This window comes from Pseudonocardia parietis (genome assembly GCF_017876315.1).
Taxonomy (GTDB): domain Bacteria; phylum Actinomycetota; class Actinomycetes; order Mycobacteriales; family Pseudonocardiaceae; genus Pseudonocardia; species Pseudonocardia parietis.
In genome coordinates this window covers 3,549,868-3,565,608 of sequence record NZ_JAGINU010000001.1, presented here as the reverse complement: position 1 = coordinate 3,565,608, position 15,741 = coordinate 3,549,868, and the positions used below count along the sequence as shown (strand labels likewise).

13 protein-coding genes are annotated in these 15,741 nt (G+C 70.9%); 2 read left to right on the top strand and 11 right to left on the bottom strand.

Annotation, left to right across the window (positions count from 1 at the left end):
- Window positions 1-16: 16 nt before the first annotated feature.
- Entirely contained in the window at window positions 17-1,654 is a 1,638-nt protein-coding gene (locus tag JOF36_RS16940) for an AMP-binding protein (RefSeq protein ID WP_210027877.1), read from the top strand.
- Between the two features lie 42 nt (window positions 1,655-1,696).
- Here the strand turns inward: JOF36_RS16940 and JOF36_RS16935 are convergent, their stop codons facing one another.
- From JOF36_RS16935 to JOF36_RS16925, 3 genes are all read right to left on the bottom strand, one after another.
- Window positions 1,697-2,464 carry an SDR family NAD(P)-dependent oxidoreductase gene (locus tag JOF36_RS16935; RefSeq protein ID WP_210027876.1) on the bottom strand — a complete coding sequence of 256 codons (768 nt, stop codon included), beginning with the start codon at window positions 2,462-2,464 and terminating at the stop codon, window positions 1,697-1,699.
- Window positions 2,465-2,474: 10 nt separating this feature from the next.
- Window positions 2,475-3,266 carry an SDR family NAD(P)-dependent oxidoreductase gene (locus JOF36_RS16930; protein WP_210027875.1) on the bottom strand — a complete coding sequence of 264 codons (792 nt, stop codon included), beginning with the start codon at window positions 3,264-3,266 and terminating at the stop codon, window positions 2,475-2,477.
- 128 nt (window positions 3,267-3,394) lie between these two features.
- Window positions 3,395-4,429: a GDSL-type esterase/lipase family protein gene (locus JOF36_RS16925; protein ID WP_210027874.1), complete on the bottom strand. Its 1,035-nt coding sequence runs from the start codon at window positions 4,427-4,429 to the stop codon at window positions 3,395-3,397.
- A 95-nt stretch (window positions 4,430-4,524) separates the two neighbouring features.
- Here JOF36_RS16925 and JOF36_RS16920 point away from each other — a divergent pair, with 95 nt between their 5' ends.
- Entirely contained in the window at window positions 4,525-5,313 is a 789-nt protein-coding gene (locus JOF36_RS16920; RefSeq protein ID WP_210027873.1) for an SDR family NAD(P)-dependent oxidoreductase, read from the top strand.
- Window positions 5,314-5,365: 52 nt separating this feature from the next.
- Here the strand turns inward: JOF36_RS16920 and JOF36_RS16915 are convergent, their stop codons facing one another.
- The 8 genes from JOF36_RS16915 to JOF36_RS16880 all read right to left on the bottom strand — a co-directional run bounded on the left by JOF36_RS16915 (window position 5,366) and on the right by JOF36_RS16880 (window position 14,945).
- Window positions 5,366-6,298, bottom strand: a complete 933-nt coding sequence (locus JOF36_RS16915; protein ID WP_210027872.1) for a cyclase family protein — start codon at window positions 6,296-6,298, stop codon at window positions 5,366-5,368.
- 26 nt (window positions 6,299-6,324) lie between these two features.
- Window positions 6,325-6,591 carry a hypothetical protein gene (locus JOF36_RS16910; protein WP_210027871.1) on the bottom strand — a complete coding sequence of 89 codons (267 nt, stop codon included), beginning with the start codon at window positions 6,589-6,591 and terminating at the stop codon, window positions 6,325-6,327.
- Window positions 6,592-7,061: 470 nt separating this feature from the next.
- Entirely contained in the window at window positions 7,062-8,789 is a 1,728-nt protein-coding gene (locus JOF36_RS16905) for a UGSC family (seleno)protein (RefSeq protein WP_210027869.1), read from the bottom strand.
- Window positions 8,790-8,868: 79 nt separating this feature from the next.
- On the bottom strand, window positions 8,869-10,806 hold the full coding sequence (locus tag JOF36_RS16900; RefSeq protein WP_210027867.1) for a flavin-containing monooxygenase: 1,938 nt from the start codon (window positions 10,804-10,806) through the stop codon (window positions 8,869-8,871).
- A 113-nt stretch (window positions 10,807-10,919) separates the two neighbouring features.
- On the bottom strand, window positions 10,920-12,416 hold the full coding sequence (locus tag JOF36_RS16895; protein WP_210027865.1) for a class I adenylate-forming enzyme family protein: 1,497 nt from the start codon (window positions 12,414-12,416) through the stop codon (window positions 10,920-10,922).
- Window positions 12,417-12,640: 224 nt separating this feature from the next.
- Window positions 12,641-13,435, bottom strand: coding sequence for an enoyl-CoA hydratase/isomerase family protein (locus JOF36_RS16890; protein WP_245350876.1), 795 nt, complete (start codon window positions 13,433-13,435; stop codon window positions 12,641-12,643).
- 125 nt (window positions 13,436-13,560) lie between these two features.
- Window positions 13,561-13,998: a nuclear transport factor 2 family protein gene (locus JOF36_RS16885; protein WP_210027863.1), complete on the bottom strand. Its 438-nt coding sequence runs from the start codon at window positions 13,996-13,998 to the stop codon at window positions 13,561-13,563.
- A gap of 8 nt (window positions 13,999-14,006) precedes the next feature.
- Window positions 14,007-14,945, bottom strand: a complete 939-nt coding sequence (locus JOF36_RS16880) for a cyclase family protein (protein WP_210027861.1) — start codon at window positions 14,943-14,945, stop codon at window positions 14,007-14,009.
- Between the last annotated feature and the right edge of the window lie 796 nt (window positions 14,946-15,741).

Genomic DNA, 15,741 nt, shown 5'->3' with positions numbered 1-15,741 from the left:
CGAGGAGCAGATGGCAGTGGCCCTGACACAGGAGCAGCGCAGGCGCGACCTCGCGCAGCTGCGCACGCGCTGGTACGACGAGGGCCACTACGCCTCGCTCACCCTCGCCGACACACTCGCCCACGCGGCCGAGCGGTTCGCGAACACCCGGTTCGTGTTCGCCTCGGAGACCGACCGCGCGGAGTTCACGCTCGCGGGAATGGTGGAGCGCGGACGACGGGTGGCGGACGGGCTGCGCCGGCTGGGTGTCGGTCCCGGCGACGTCGTCGCGGTGCAGGTACCCAACCGGCCGGAGCTGGTGGCCTCGTACTTCGGTACGTGGCTGGCCGGTGCCGCCCTCGTCCCGATCACCCACATCTACGGGCCCGGCGAGCTCGGCCACATCGTCCGGGACTCGCGCGCGAAGGTGCTGATCGTGCCCGATGCCTGGCGGTCGATCGACTTCGTCGACCGCGTCGGGAACCTCGGCGACACTCCCGACCTCGAGCACCTGGTGGTCATCGGTGAGCGCCGCCCGGCGGGTGCGGTGTCGTGGGACGACCTGGTGGCCGGCGGTCCGCCGCAGGCACGCACCACGAAGGCCGGGGCGGACGACCCCTGCGCGATCATCTACACCTCCGGCACGACGGGCGTCCCGAAGGGCGTGCAGCACACCCACAACACCCTGCTCGTGGAGCTGCGCAAGGGCGACCGGATCAAGGAGGGCGGCAACGACACCCGGCTGATCCCGTGGCCCTCCGGGCACATCGCCGGACTGCTGTCGCTCTGCGCCGGGATCACCGGTGGCACCCACACCGTGATCATGGACCGGTGGCTGCCGGACCTCGCCGTCCGGTTGATCGAGGAGTACCGCTGCAGCGTGACCAGCGGGACCCCGCTGCACGTGGAGGCCGTCCTCGCGGGTGCGGCCGCGGCGGGCGCCGACATCTCCAGCCTGCGCTCGGTCCAGGTCGGTGGGGCGAACGTGCCGCCCTCACTCGTCGAACGGGCGGACGCGGTCGGGATGGTCGTGGCGCGCGCGTACGGCAGCACCGAGCACCCCCGCTGCGCGACCGCGCCGCTGGCGACCCCCGCCGCACGGCGCTCGTCCACGGACGGGCTGGTCCGCTTCGGTGACGAGATCCGGATCGTGGACGAGCGGTTCGCCACCCTGCCGACCGGCGAGGTCGGCGAGATCGTGACCCGCGGGCCCAGCCAGTTCGTCGGCTACCGCGACGCGGCCCACGACATGACGACGTTCCTGCCCGGCGGCTGGTTCCGCACCGGCGACGTGGGCAGGTTCGACGAGCAGGGCTATCTCACCGTCACCGACCGGATCAAGGACCTGATCATCCGCGGCGGCGAGAACATCGCGTCCAAGGAGGTCGAGGACATCATCGCCACCCACCCGCGGGTACGGCACGCCGCCGTGGTCGCGGCCCCGGACCCGAGGTACGGCGAGGCCGTCGCGGCGTTCGTGGTCCTCGACGGCGACGAGCCCCTGGAACTCGACGAGGTGCGGGAGCTGTTCGTGCGCCACGGCGTCGCCCCGCAGAAGGCACCAGAACGGCTCGAGGTCGTTGACGACCTGCCCCGGGCGCCGTCGGGGAAGGTCCGCAAGTTCGAGCTGCGAGACCGTCTCCGGTCGGAGGCGGCCGCCACCACGGCGGGGTGAGACACCGGGGGTGCCCGCTCGGCGGGCACCCCCGGGCCGTCGTCAGGCCGGCGCCTCGCGCCACGGGCCGGCCAGGTGCCCGCCGTCGACCGTGAACTGTGCTCCCGTGCAGTACGCGGACTCGTCCGAGGCGAGGAAGAGCACCATCCGTGCGACCTCGTCCGCGCTGCCCATTCGCGTCAGCGGCTGCCGCGCCACCGTGCGGCCGAGCCGGGCGAGCCGGACCTCGCCGACCGAGTTCACCAGCGGGGTCTCGATCACTCCTGGATGGACCGAGTTCACCCTGATCCCGAGCGGGCCCAGCTCCTGCGCGACCGACTTCGTGAAGCCGGTGACCGCGTGCTTCGACGCGGCGTAGCTCGCCATCCCCGCCACTCCGGCCAGCCCGTCGATGGACGAGATGTTCACGACGGACGCACCGTCGCTCTGTTCCAGGAGCGGGAGCAGGGCGCGCAGACCGTAGTAGGGACCGTGCACGTTGACGTCGAACAGGCGCAGGTGCTCGGCCGGGTCGAGCTCGTCGAACCTGCCCGGCCGCGTCCCGATCCCGGCGTTGTTCACCAGGACGTCGAGGCGCCCGAAGGAGTCCCGCACCGTCTCGGCCGCGCGGGCCCACTGTTCGGGTGAGGTGACGTCGAGATGGAGGTAGTCCCCGCCGATGTCGCGTGCGGTCTGCTTACCGAGGTCGTCGAGGACGTCGGTGACGACGACCCGTGCTCCCTCGTCCGCGAACAGCGCGGCCTCCGCGGCGCCCATCCCCCGGGCCGCTCCGGTGATCAGGGCGATCCGCCCCTGCAGTCGTGCCGACATGTCGTTCCCTTCAGGCCATCGAGGCGCCGCCGTTGACACGGACGACATGTCCGGTCACGAACCGGCTCGCCGCCGACGCCAGGTAGAGGACCGCGAAAGCGGAGTCGAGGGGTTCGGTGACACCCTCCAGCGGGGAGCGTGCGGACATCCGCCCCGCGAGCTCGTCGAACGTGGTGCGGTCGAACGCACCGCGCTCGTCGACGGCCGAGCCCTTGGTCATGCCCGACTCGGTCCACCCGGGGGCGATCCCGTTGACCCGGATACCGAGCGGGCCGAGCTCGACGGCGAAGGTCCGGGTGAGCGCCTCGGCCCCCTTCTTCGTCACGGCGTACGAGCCGGTCCCCGGCGTGCTGAAGTCGATGATCGTCGACAGGGTGTTCACGATCGCGGAGCCCGGCTTCATGACGCGGGCGGCGGCCTGCGTGCCGTGGAGCACGCTCTTCAGGTTCACGGCCAGCATCTGCTCGAACTCCTCGGCGGAGACCTCCAGCAGCGGGCTGCGCAGCATGATGCCCGCGTTGTTGAGCAGTACGTCCAGCCTGCCGCTCTCGGCGAGGGTCGAGGCGACCAGGTCGTCCACGGCCTGCTTGTCGGACACGTCGACCTGCTGGGCGACCGCGTCCCCACCGTCGTTCGTGATCGCCTTCGCGACCCGCTCGGCGTTGTCCCGGTCGAGGTCGGCGACCACCACGCGGGCGCCCGCGCCGGCGAGTACCGCGGCACTCGCCTCGCCGATTCCGCTACCGCCTCCGGTGACGATTGCGACCCGTTCGTCCAGCCGGAATGCCTGGGCGACATCCATGTCCGTCCTCCTCCGCCGCCGCGGCGGCGCGCTGTGTGTGCTGCATTTTCGGTGCGGTTCAGTGGGGTCCGATGCGGTGCGGTCCGGTGCGGTGCAGGTCAGTGCAGGTCAGTGCAGGTCAGTGCAGGTCAGTGCGCTGCCGGGGTGTGCAGCCCGAGGCCGGCGGCGACGTGCGGAGCGACGCCCGCCGCCAGGCCGCGATGGCCCGCGTCGCCGGGGTGCAGACCGTCCGGGAGCTCGTCGGCCGGCACGAGATCCCGGCCCGGGACCAGGGTGATCCCGGTGTCCCCCGTCGCCGTCACGAAGCGGCGCACCGCGTCCTCCAGGGCAGTACGCAGCTCTGCATGCGTCGCCCCGAACCGGTTCGGGGTCTGTTCGGCGTCGGGCCGGACGATCGGGCTGACGACCACGATCGGCGCGGCCGGCAGGCCCTGGCGCAGCGTGGTGAGGAACAGACGCATCGTCTCCGCGATCGTGGGGGCATCGGTCGGCAGCGACGACCAGGCGTTCGTCCCCCAGGCGAGCGTGACGGCGGCGGCCCCCGACCCGGCGACGACGTCCGCGGCGAGCATCTCGCCGCGCGCGGCGCCCGCGAACCCGAGGTTCACCAGGTCCATGCCGAGGGTGTCGGCGACCAGCGACGGCCAGGCCCGCCCGGCCTCGCTCGCCGACCAGCCCTGGGCGATCGAGTCGCCGTAGACCACCCACAGAGGGCCACGCGGCGCCGGTTCGATCACGCCGTCGACCGGCGTGAGGGAGTCGACGCGCACCTCGACCGCCTCCGGGAGGTGGATCCGCACGATCTCGTCGGCAGCGCGCTCGGGCAGCGGAATCCGGACCGACCCGCCGGTCGGGACCGGGATCGCCACGCCCGGAGCCCCCGCCGCGCGCGCCAGAAAGGCCTCCGCGACCGTCGGCGCCGGGACGGTGGTCCGTTCGCCGATCCGCACGGTGAGGTCGACGGCCCGCGCCGTGCCGGTGAGGGCGAGGTGCACCCCGGCCGCGACGCGCGCCGCCCAGCCGGTGTCGGCCGGCAGCTTCCGGGTCGCGGCCGCGGGCAGCCGCGCCCCCTCGGCCCAGGACAGGCCCGGGAGCACCCCCCGGACGAAGGGCTCCGCCGCGTGCCGTCCGGTCGTCGTAGGCTCGTGCTTCTCGACCCGCATGAGGTTAATTTACTACACTCAATTGGAATTCCGGCACGATCGGACCGTCCGAGTCCCGACGGGTTCCCGCGCCGGTACGAGTGGAGGTAGCGACGATGCCCTTGCCCACCGGCAGCACACCCGACTATCCGGGCCTGCTCCGACTGCCCGACCGTCACGTCCTGGTACTCGGTGGCGGCCTGGGCATCGGCCACCAGACCTGTGTCGCCGCGGCGAGTGTCGGCGCGAACGTCACGGTCGTCGACACCGACGCGGAGCGGGCGAAGCGCGTCGCCGACGAGGTGGGCGGGCTGCCCCTGGTCGGCGACGCGACGAACCGCGAGGAGGTCGAGCGGATGGTGGCCGAGGCGGTGGCGCGCTTCGGGCCGCTGCACGGGCTGGCCGACATCATCGGCATCTCGAACCTCGCCACGATCGCCGACTCCGACGACGAGGTCTTCGAGCGCGGCATCGCCCTCAACCTGCGCCATGTCTTCCTGGCGCTGCAGATCGGCGCCCGTGCGATGACCGACGGCGGCTCGATGGCCTTCGTCGGCTCGATCTCCGGGGTCCGCTCCGCCCCGAAGCACGCGGTGTACGGCGCCGCGAAGGCCGGCCTGTCCAACCTCGCCGCGTCTGCCGCGGTCGAGTACGGACCGGCCGGCATCCGGGTGAACGTGGTCGCGCCGGGCCAGACGTACACACCGCGGGTGGCCGAGCGGCACCCGGAGCCCGACTACTACGAGACCGCGGCCCGCCCGGTGCCGCTGGGCCGTGTCGGGGAGCCCTCCGACATCGCGTCGGCCCTGTTGTTCTTCCTGAGCGACCTCTCTCAGTGGGTCACGGGCCAGACGCTGGTCGTCGACGGCGGGACCAGCCGCAACTATCCCTACCCGATGGGCTGAGTTCGAGCCGCCCGCCGAATCTGAGTACTCTCAATTCGGCGGGCGGAGTCACTCACCGGACGGCGACCGGGTGCACCATCCCACCGGTGCTCCGGAGGAAGGGTTCCGGCATCGCGCCGAGATGGAAGGTGTACCGGCGATCCACGGCGCAGGCCGCACCGAGGTCCTCGAGCACGAAGTTCTGCCCCTGCACCATCCCCATCCGCACCAGGCAGAGCACGTGTACCGGGAGCACGACCTCCGGGACGCTCGAGGGCAGGAGCTCGAAGGACATGTTGTCGGTCGCCGTGGCGGCCACCCCACGCTCGTGGAAGTACAGCGGAGCGTCCCAGTCCAGGGCCGGGACCGGCCGGTTCCGATATCCGTTCTTGTCACCCTCGAGGAACCGGCGCGCCTGTCCCGTGCGGATCAGGACGATGTCCCCCTCCTCCACCGGGCTGTCCTGCGCCTGCTCGACGGCCGCGAGCACGTCCCGGGTCACCGGGTACCCCGGGGGCAGCCGGTCGACCCCCTCGTACCGGGCGACGTCGAGCAGCACGCCCCGGGACACGATCGGCCCCGCGGCCTCCATGGCGAGCCGGGTGGCGCCGGACGAGTCGATCGAGTCGGCCGGGATGCCGTTGTACATGAGGCCGCGGTGGCTGACGTGCGAGAGCGCGTCCCAGTGCGTCGCCGCCTGCACGGGGCTGTAGACGACGTCGTCGCTCCAGGCCGCGGCGTGCTCGCCCTCGGCGATCGGCACGTTGATGCCGAGCATCGTACGGACGGGGTTGATCCGCCCCGGAACACCGGCGCCGGTCTGCGGGCCGTCGAGGGACAGACCCATCGCGAGCGGGAACGTCTCTCCGCTCACCACCGATCGCGCGGCCTTGACCACGACCTCCGGCGTGACGAGGTTGAGGGTGCCTCGCTCGTCGTCCGGGCCCCAGCGGCCCCAGTTGTCGATCTTGCTGGCAAGCTCGTCGAACTGATCGACGGTGACCATGTCCTCAACTCCTCGGATGTGGCGGGTCAGGTGCCGCCGGCCACGGACTCCTGCACGGTGATGTCGGTGAGATACAGACCGCGGGCCTGCAGCCCCTCGTCGATGAACGCCTCGAGCGACTCCGCGTCGAGGACGCAGGTCGCACAGGCGTCGTTCGCCCCGCGGGCGTAGTCGACCACCAGCGCCGAGCGCTCGGCCGCGAACTCGGCCATGCGCAGGGATCCGCCGTCGGAAGCGACCATCGGCTCGAGGAGCCCGAGCACCTCGGTGATGACCTCGGTGGGTTGCGTCATGATCGATCTCCGTCCGCGTTCAGCGAGCTGTCGCACATATGTTCCTGTCGACCTAGGCCGGAACGGCACCGCGACGAGCTGGACCCGCCGGGTGCGATCCGCGCCTCCGGGCACCAACCGCTGACGAACACCGGGCCGGCCGCCCCGGGATGACCACTCCCGGTTCGAGGCGGCTGCCGTCGGCCGGGCGGTCAGCGGTGGGCGGCGCCCGCGGAACGCCCCGACCCTCACAGCCGCCGCAGAACCCCTCATGATCGCCGGCCGTGGCGCGTGGCGACCGCCACGCGTACGCCGCACTCCACAACCGGTGATCACCTCACGACGTGCCCTCGATCCGTCGCCGGGAGCAGGGTCTGTGCGGTGGCGGGCGCCCGGACGAACACGGACCGCACCGGCCTCCCGGTACGGCTCGCAGGTTGCCCAGCTCGCGGCGCAGTGCCGCGTCGGCCTCCGCGCCGCTGGTCGGCCGGTCAGGCGATGGCGTTGACCTTCCCGGTGATCGGCGGCGTCATGGTGCCGAACAGGAACTCCTTGGTGGTCCCGTGACCGGCGACGATGATGTTGATCGTCGACGGGTCGAGGAACGCCTGGATCGTCTGGCTGCGCTGCTCCTCCGGGGAGAGCTCGAACATCCACTGCCACTCGGGGCGGACCAGGCCGCGGTCCCGGAAGTCGTGGAACGGCGCGATGACGTCCGAGATCCGCGGGCGGATGTTGTGCAGCAGGTAGCGCTGCACCGAGCGCTTGTCCATCCCCGCGGCGGCGAACCGCTTGGCGGTCTCCGGCGGGAGCAGGTAGAACAGGCCGTCCTCGTTGCCCTCCAGCCCGCCCAGCGTGCTGGTCATGAAGCCGACCTGGGTCGCGGTGGGAGTGCGTGCGGCGATCGAGGCGAGGCGGCGCGGGACCGTGCCGTGGTTGGAACCGAGATCCCACTCACCGACGGTGTGCACCACCGTGACCGTGCTGTCGTCCGGGCGGAAGCCGCGGTTGACCTGGTACGGCTCCCACGGGCTCTCATCGGAGTTCTCACCGATGACCTGGATGTTCTTGCGAACCGTTCCGATGGTGTCCAGATCCATCTTGCCCGGGATCCACTGACCGAGGTTGCGCAGGGCCAGTCCGATCGCGCGGCCGATCCGCTGCCCGACGACGTTGTTCTTCCCCGGCCCCAGCGGGCTACGGCCGTCGTTGATGCCCAGCGCCTTCACGATCGGACCGTTGACCACGACGACCGGTGCGAACGCGCCGGTCGACATGAGCACCGACAGGTTCATCGGGGGTGGGCAGTCGTGGATCGCCTTGAGCGCCGCGATCACGACCGGCAGCTCCCGGGGCTTGACGCCGGCCATGGCCGCGTTGACCGCGATCTTCTCGAGGGTTCCGGGCCCGTGCGCGGGCGGGATCGAGAGGATCACCTCGTCGCGCGGGCGGCCCTGGGCGGCGACGAGTTCCTCGACCCGCTCGCGGGTCGGCGGGATCAGCGGCTGACCGTCGCCGAAGTCCTGCTCGACGAAGAAGTCGTTGAACTGCTCGTAGACCTCGGCGACGCCGGCGCCGCGGAAGGTGTAGGACTCCTGCGCCTCCCGGGCCACCTCGTCCTCGGCGACCTCGAGCACCTCGCCGTCGCCGTCGCCGGCGGCCACACTCGACGGATCGGCCGTGAGCTTCTCGATGATCTCCTCGACCACCGGCAGGACCTGCTCGGTCGCCTGCTCGGCGGTCAGCGCGGTGAACACCCGCGGGACCACGACGTACTGGAGCTCCGGCACGCCGAAGACCTGCGCGCTGGTGCCGGTGTCCCGCTCGAAGCCGCGGGCCACGATGGTGACCTGTGGGACACCACCCTTCTCCGCCTGCGCACCGTCGTGGATCAGCCAGGAGGTGCAGGCCCCGCAGTCCGCCGTGGCGCCGATCAGCGCGTCACACTCGCTGATGGCCTGCTGCAGCAGAGCCGCCTCGAACCGGATCGATCCGGCGTAGTGCCGGATCTCCATCTCCGGGAAGGTCTCCCGGATCTTCTGCGCCGCGGCGTTCAGCGCGACGTCCGCGTTCGGTTTGCTGTTCGAGAGCAGGCCGAGCACCTTGCCGTTCAGCGTGGTGAGCCGGGGGGCGAGGGCCGTGCCGGTCGAGCTGCTCTTGTCGGCGGTCGGATCGACCACCTCGAGGCTTGCCTGGTCCGCGACGACGTCAACCGTCATGGGTTCTCCTCAACGAGCTCGCTGCGCAGGCAGCCGTCCGAATCGAGCGTGCTGATCGTGCCTACCGCTGTGGGACCTCTCAGACGACGTCGTAGTCGTCCGGGTCGAACTTCTCGAGGAACTCGTGCTGCTGTTCCAGCCGCCACGGGATGTTCACCTGCTGGCGGCCGAACTCGTTGACGTAGTAGTTCTTGTCCTTCGAGCCCTCGTCGTACCAGATGAGCGACAACATCGCCTCGTCGAGACGCTTGTTGTAGTCCTCGAAGACATCGCGTCGCACCGAGGCGTACTTGTGGCCGTTCTCGATGAGATGGATCAGGTTCTCGGCGATGTAGCGCGACCAGGTCTCGATCCACACGATCAGCGAGCCGGCCCGGTTCTGCGAGTTCGGGCCGTACATCACGAACAGGTTCGGGAAGTCCGGAACGGTCAGGCTCAGATACGCCCGCGGACCGCCGCCGGCCGGGTCGGCCCACACGTCCTCGAGCGCGACTCCGCCGAGGCCCCGGTACTGGGTCGGCCACATGTACTTCTGCACCGCGAAACCCGTCGCGGTAAAGACCAGGTCGTACTCCCGCTCCACCCCGTCCACCGTGCGGATGCCCGTCGGTGTGAACCGCTCGATCCCCTCGGTGACCAGGTCCACGTGGTCCTCGAGCAACGAGGAGTACCAGTTGTTGTCGACGATCATCCGGCGGGCCAGCGGCGCATGGGCGGGGGTGAGCTTCTCCCAGAGGTCCGGGCGGTCCGGAAGCTTCGACCGGATGTAGGTCTCCAGGCTCTCCCGGTAGGAGTCGTTGGCCGCGTTGACCTTGCCTCCGCTCGCCTTCCACTCCTGGTCCGGCTCCTGCAGGAGCTGGCCGTCCAGCCGGAGGGTGGCGACGGAGTAGCAGTACCAGTTCCAGTAGTACGGCATCGTGTCCAGCAGCCAGCGGGTCTCCGGAGTGATCGGGTCGCCGTACCGGTCCCGCGGGCTGATCCACTGCGGGGTGCGCTGGAAGACGCCGAGTGCCGACGCCCGGCGCTGCACCGACGACATCATCTGCACGCCGGTGGAACCGTTGCCGATGATCGCGACACGCCTGCCGTCGAGGTCCTCCTCGCCGGTGCACTCGGCGGTGTGCACGATCTCGCCCCGGAAGTCCTCGATCCCGGGAACGTCCGGCCGCTTCGGCGTCGCGAAGAGCCCGCTGCCGCTGACCACGGCGTTGGCCGTGATGTGCTGCTTCTCCCCCGCGACGGTGACGTCGACCGCCCAGGTGCCCGACTCCGCGTCGAACGTGGCGGCGGTGACGTCGCTGTCGTAGCGGATGTGCGGTGCGACCCCGTACTTCTCGGCGACGTGTTCGAGGTACCCCCGCACCTCGTCGGCGCGCGCGAAGTACTCGGTCCACGGGTAGTTCTTCTCGAAGAAGAACTGGTACAGGAAGATCGTCGTGTCCACCCGGACATCCGGGTAGGCGTTGATGTTCCAGACCCCGCCGAGCTCCGAGCGTCGTTCGTAGATCGTGTACGGGATGCCGAGCTGCTCGAGTTGCACACCCATCGCGATGCCGTTGAAGCCGGCGCCGACGATCGCCACCTCGAAGCCCTCGGGGATCTGGGGCCTCCCGCCACCGGTCCACTTCGCCAGCCGCGGGTGGTCGTCGAACGCCGCCAGGTCCCGCCGGTACCGCCAGGTCCGCTCGTCGAGGGTCTCCTCCCGGAACGCCTCGTACATCTGCCGCAGCTCGGTGTCGGTCGGTGTCACCTCGGTGAACCCGGCGGGGTCGTGTCCGAGCAGGAACTCCAGCGCCTTCTGCTTGATCGTCTCGACGTCCCGGTCGGCGACGACGGTCTGCTTCAGTGCGCCGCCGTACATGGGCACCGAGTCCAGGTGCATGCCCAGCAGGTCGCGGTCCCCGGTCGCCTGGTACAGCGCCATCCGCAGCGCGTTGAGATCCGCGTCGTCCAGGGCGCGCCGGATGAAGTCCGCATTCACGCGGGGCAGGGGCGCCACCGTGTCCTCCGTGGTCATTCAGCTCCCTTCGGGGAGGCCCTGCTTCCCTGCAGGAACCCGCAATTCAGGATACCATATTCTTCGAATCTGACCAGGGACTCCGGTCCGGCGACAGCCGGCCCGGCCCACTGTCAGGCGGTCGCCGGCTCCGCCAGCCGGGCCCGTACGAGGTCCACCAGATCCACCCGGCTGACCTTGGTCGACGGCGTCCGCGGAAGCTCGTCGACCACGAGGACGTGAGCCGGGACCTCGTAGGGGGCCAGCTCGGCCCGGCAGTGCGCGATCAGCTCGACGACCAGCGCCGCAGCATCGACGTCGGCGCCCGGTTCGAGCTCGACGGCGGCCACCGGAACCGCCCCGAGCCGCTCGTCCGGCAGGCCGGCGACGGCGGCCTCACGAACGGCGGGATGACCTTCGAGGGATGCCACCAGTACCCCGGGGTGGATCTTGAACCCACCGCGCACGATGGCGTCGTCGGCCCGGCCGGTGATCCACAGGAACCCGTCCGGGTCGATCCGGGCGAGGTCGGAGGTGCGGACCCATTCGGCGGCGCCCGCGGCGGACTGCTCGGTCCGGACCTCGAGGTGACCTTCCTCCTCGGCGCCCAGTTCCACGCCGTCCGCGGCCGTGACCCGGAGCGCGGAGTTGCCGAAAGGACGCCCCGCGCTACCGGCCTTGGTCTCCCACCACTCCTGGTGGAGCTGGTAGGTCCACCCCGCGACGGCCCCGGCGAACTCGGTCGCGCCGTAGGTCATCAGCACCCGGATCCCGTAGGTCCGGTAGAAGCGGTCCGCGAGCTCCGGCGGGCACGCGGTGGTGCCCGAGGTGATCACCTTCAGCGACCCGAGCCGCTCGGCCGGGACGCCCGCGTCGAGCACCGACCGGATCGCGGCCGGGACCAGCCCGGCAGCCCGGGGCCGGTGCCGTTCGACCGCGGAGGCCCAGGGTTCGACGGCGAACTTCGGGATCAGCACGATCCGCCGGCCCGCGGAGAGCGCGCCGACGATCCGCCACATCCCGCCGATGTGGACCATCGGAGTGACGGAGATCGTGACCGCCCGGGTCAGCAACCGCTCACCGCGCACCTGACCGCTCGAGGTCAGCGACCCGTCGAGCTGCCGCTCGGAGATGTGGACCCGCTTGGGCGGACCGGTGGTGCCGGAGGTCAGCATCTCGATGGCGGTCCCCGGAACGTGCTCCACGTCGGTGGCCGGGATGCCGGCACGCACGCGCACCGCACCCTGCCGGTCCAGCTCCAGCACGAGACCGCGGTCCGCTGCCGCCGCCGCGACACCGTCCAGCGCCGCCGGGGACCCGACGACCACCGCGGCTCCGGCTCCCTCGATGTCGGAGGCCAGGCGGGCGGGCGGTTGCAGCGGGCTCAGCGTGACGACGACCCGGCCGGTCGCGAGCACCGCCACCAGCGCCGCGATGTGTTCCGGCCGGTTCTCGAGCACCAGCCCGACGCGGGAGGCGGGGCCGATCCCCGCCCTGTCGAGTGCCCGGGAGACCTCTCCCACCACTCGACGCAGCTCACCCCACGTCCACCAGACGAGGTCGAACTCGACGACCTCCGCATCGTCCGGCGCCTCCCGCAGGAGCTCCTGCAGACGCTCACGGATCCCCACGACGGCTCCTCACTCCCCGGCACGAGCCCGCGTGGGCCGCACCCGTCGACACAAGTGGCCGGGGCCGCCCGAGCACGTCCGCCGTGGACGGACACTGCCCGGTGACCGCGGGATCACGGACCCGACCGTCGCTCACGATCATAGCCGACGAACCGCAATTAGGGATACTCTTTGTGGTGCTCGTCCCGGCATCGGGTGCAGGGCCGCACGTTCGCACGCCGTTCTCAGCGCAACGTCCAGTCCGGGCGCGGCATGCTGTTGCGGTCGATCTGCGCCGTGCCGAGGGGGTTGCCGAGCTGGGTGTACGCCAGACCCGTCCGCAACGCCTGGGTGCGGGTCGCGTCGAGCGACTCCCAGATCGCGCGGACCGTGCCCTGCACGGCCGCGGGAGGCTTGGCCGCGATCAGCGCGGCGATCTCGTCCGCCCGTGCCCACAGGTCGGCCCGCGGCAGCACCTCGCTCACCAGGCCGATCTGCAACGCCCGTTCCGGCGAGAGCCGCTCGTCCAGACCCAGCAGGGCGATCCTCAATGCCTCGCCGAGCGGGATCCGGCGCGCGAGGCCGATCGGCTCGAGTGCGGCGGTCATCCCGTAGGTGACGTGCGGATCGAAGAAGGTGGCGTCGTCCGAGCAGAGGACGATGTCCGCCTCGTTGATCCAGTAGAACGCACCGCCCGCCGCCATCCCGTGCACCGCGACGACGAGTGGCTTCCAGACGTGGTTCAGCTTGGGGGACAACTTCTCCCCCGGATCGACCTGGCTCCACACGTTGCTCTCGCGGTGCAGTCGCTCCTTGACGTCGACCCCGGTGCAGAACGCCCGCTCCCCCGCGGCGCGCAGGACGACCACGTGGACGTCGTCGTCCGCCTTGACCTCGGTCCAGATCGCGGTGAACTCGTCGCACATCGTCTGGTTGAAGCTGTTCATCGCCTCGGGCCGGTCGAGCGTCACGGTCGCGACGTGGTCGGCCTTGTCGTAGGTCACCGTGGTCAGCGCACCCGGGGCGAGCCTGTCGGCCATCTCGGTCGGTCTCCGTCCCGCCGCGCCGGGGCGGCCAGAAGTGTGGTCTGCATGAACAGTCGTCACGGGCCGGCCCGGCCGCGCGGGTCCTCGGTGACGGGCCCGCGAGCCGAGGCCGGGATGGGTCAGCCCGACGGGCTCGCCGGCGCGGCCGCGGCGCCCGCGAGATCGGGAGCGCCGGCGAAGCGGGTGATCCGCCGGGCGAACCGCCAGACCCCGTCCTCGTTGCGGACGGTGTCCTCGTAGCGGGCCACGACGGAGACCTGCCAGGCACCCTCGCGCAGCTGGACCAGGGCGACGTCCGCCGTGGCGGTCGCCTCGTGCTCGTCCCAGCCGGTCACCAGCAGGTTCGAGACGACGTGGCGCTGCGGCGTGGTCGACGTCCAGCCCGCGTACGTCCGCCGGATCGTCTCGCGACCTTCGATGACACCGACGCCCTCGATGTCCGCCACACCGTCCTCGGTGAAGATCGCGGCCAGGTCATCGGTCCGGCCGCCGTCGATCGCCTGCGCGTAGGTCGCCTGGGCTCGGCGGATCCCTTCGACGACGTCGACGTAGCTCACCGGGGCACTCATTTGATCGCGATCGGGGTGACGGGCGAGCCGACCGAGTAGCTGATCTTCAGCCCGGTGCCGGTGAACAGGTACTCGTAGACGCCGTCCTGGGCGCAGTCGACGGCGAGGTCCTCGAAGTTGAACATCTCGCCGATGGTCAGCCCGATGTCCCGGATCGCCACCTGATGCACCGGGATGACGGAGCCCTCGACCACGGTGGGGTAGCGCTCGAACGCCCAGTTGTCCATCGCCAGCGCCGCGATGTCCCGGTCCCTGAACCACTCCAGGGCCTCGAGACCCGGGCCGGCCTCGGGGCCGGAGCCGAACTTCGACTTGTCGCCGTCGAGGAAGTACTTGTACCACCCGGTGCGCAGGCAGAGGACGTCGCCGGGCTGCACCGTGACCCCCTGGGCCGCTTCGGCCTCGTTCAGGTCCGCGCTGGTGATCTCGTAGGAGTCCGGCAGCACGTCGACGCCCTTGAGCCGCGGGATGTCGAGCAGGACGCCGCGGGAGATCAGGTGGTCGTTGGCCGTGGCGAAGGAGTTCTTCGTGGCGCCGATCCCGGGGCGGACGGCGGTCGAGGGCACCCCGTTGTAGAAGTAGCCGTCGTAGCCGACGTGGGCCAGGCTGTCCCACTGGGTCGCGCACTGCAGGCCCATGACGATCATGTCGTCCGCCGAGATCATCCCGTCCGGCAGTCCGGCGGTGTCCAGCGGCGTCCAGGTCATGGTGTGCACCGGGTTGATCCGGAAGCCGCCGTCCTGCGGGCCGTTCTTGTCGAACGCCATGCCCAGGTCGATCCGCTTGCCGGTCCTCGCCAGTAAGGCGGCGGCGGCGACCTTCTCCGGGGTGACCAGGTTCAGGGTGCCGATCTCGTCGTCGTCGCCCCAGCGGCCCCAGTTGCTGAGCTTCTTGCCGACCTCGTGGTGGGCCCAGGTCTTCCCGGCTTCGGTCACGCCGTCCTCCGATCGGAACGACCACCTGTGGTGGTCTGCTCGGCACGCCCGCACGGACGGCTCAGCGACCGGCCTCCGTCGGCACGTGGGACACCGGCTACCGGAACATCCACTGCGGACGGTCCGGGCGGACCCGGCTGTCGGGATCCACTCGCACGGCTCCGGGCCAGTAAAGCATACTCATAACCGCACGCAAGGGTTTCCGTTCCGGTCGGCCGAACGTCCGGCCACAGCCGGGAATCAACCGCCCGACCTCGCTCCGGACGCGAGTGACCGGTGAACGGCCGACCGGATCCGGCCACGCCACCCCGGCGAACATGCTCGATCAGAGGCCTCTCTAATGGCGGCACCCTCGGCATCGGGCCCCGACCCGCTGCGCGATGCGGGATGTGTGGAGGAACCGGCCTCGTGTCCGCGCCGGGTCGCACCGAGCCCGGCCCGACCTCGTCGAGTGTCACGTTGTGGTCGTACCGGGCGCCATAACGTGACACTCGACGAGGCACGGGCTCGGGCCCGGCCGCGCTGCGCAATGCGGATGTGTGAAGGAACCGGCCTCGTGTCCACGCCAGGCCCGGCCCCCGCCCCGTCGAGTGTCACGTTGTGGTCCTACCGGCAGCCACAACGTGACACTCGACGAGGCACGAGCGTCGAGTGGCGCGTTTTCGCCCCGGGGAGGGCGGGTTCGTGAGGCTCGATCGCTCCGCGGCCGTCGAGTGGCGCATTTCCGTCCCGGCGCGGGCGGGAACGTGCGCTTCGACGGGGTGCGGGTGGCTTCCGGGACGGGCGGCCGGCGTGA

What these genes read in the sequence shown, in the direction of transcription:
- JOF36_RS16935 (WP_210027876.1), bottom strand. Translation starts at nt 2,464, where the DNA reads ATGTCGGCACGACTGCAGGGGCGGATCGCCCTGATCACCGGAGCGGCC.
- JOF36_RS16930 (WP_210027875.1), bottom strand. Translation starts at nt 3,266, where the DNA reads ATGGATGTCGCCCAGGCATTCCGGCTGGACGAACGGGTCGCAATCGTC.
- JOF36_RS16925 (WP_210027874.1), bottom strand. Translation starts at nt 4,429, where the DNA reads ATGCGGGTCGAGAAGCACGAGCCTACGACGACCGGACGGCACGCGGCG.
- JOF36_RS16920 (WP_210027873.1), top strand. Translation starts at nt 4,525, where the DNA reads ATGCCCTTGCCCACCGGCAGCACACCCGACTATCCGGGCCTGCTCCGA.
- JOF36_RS16915 (WP_210027872.1), bottom strand. Translation starts at nt 6,298, where the DNA reads ATGGTCACCGTCGATCAGTTCGACGAGCTTGCCAGCAAGATCGACAAC.
- JOF36_RS16910 (WP_210027871.1), bottom strand. Translation starts at nt 6,591, where the DNA reads ATGACGCAACCCACCGAGGTCATCACCGAGGTGCTCGGGCTCCTCGAG.
- JOF36_RS16905 (WP_210027869.1), bottom strand. Translation starts at nt 8,789, where the DNA reads ATGACGGTTGACGTCGTCGCGGACCAGGCAAGCCTCGAGGTGGTCGAT.
- JOF36_RS16900 (WP_210027867.1), bottom strand. Translation starts at nt 10,806, where the DNA reads ATGACCACGGAGGACACGGTGGCGCCCCTGCCCCGCGTGAATGCGGAC.
- JOF36_RS16890 (WP_245350876.1), bottom strand. Translation starts at nt 13,435, where the DNA reads ATGGCCGACAGGCTCGCCCCGGGTGCGCTGACCACGGTGACCTACGAC.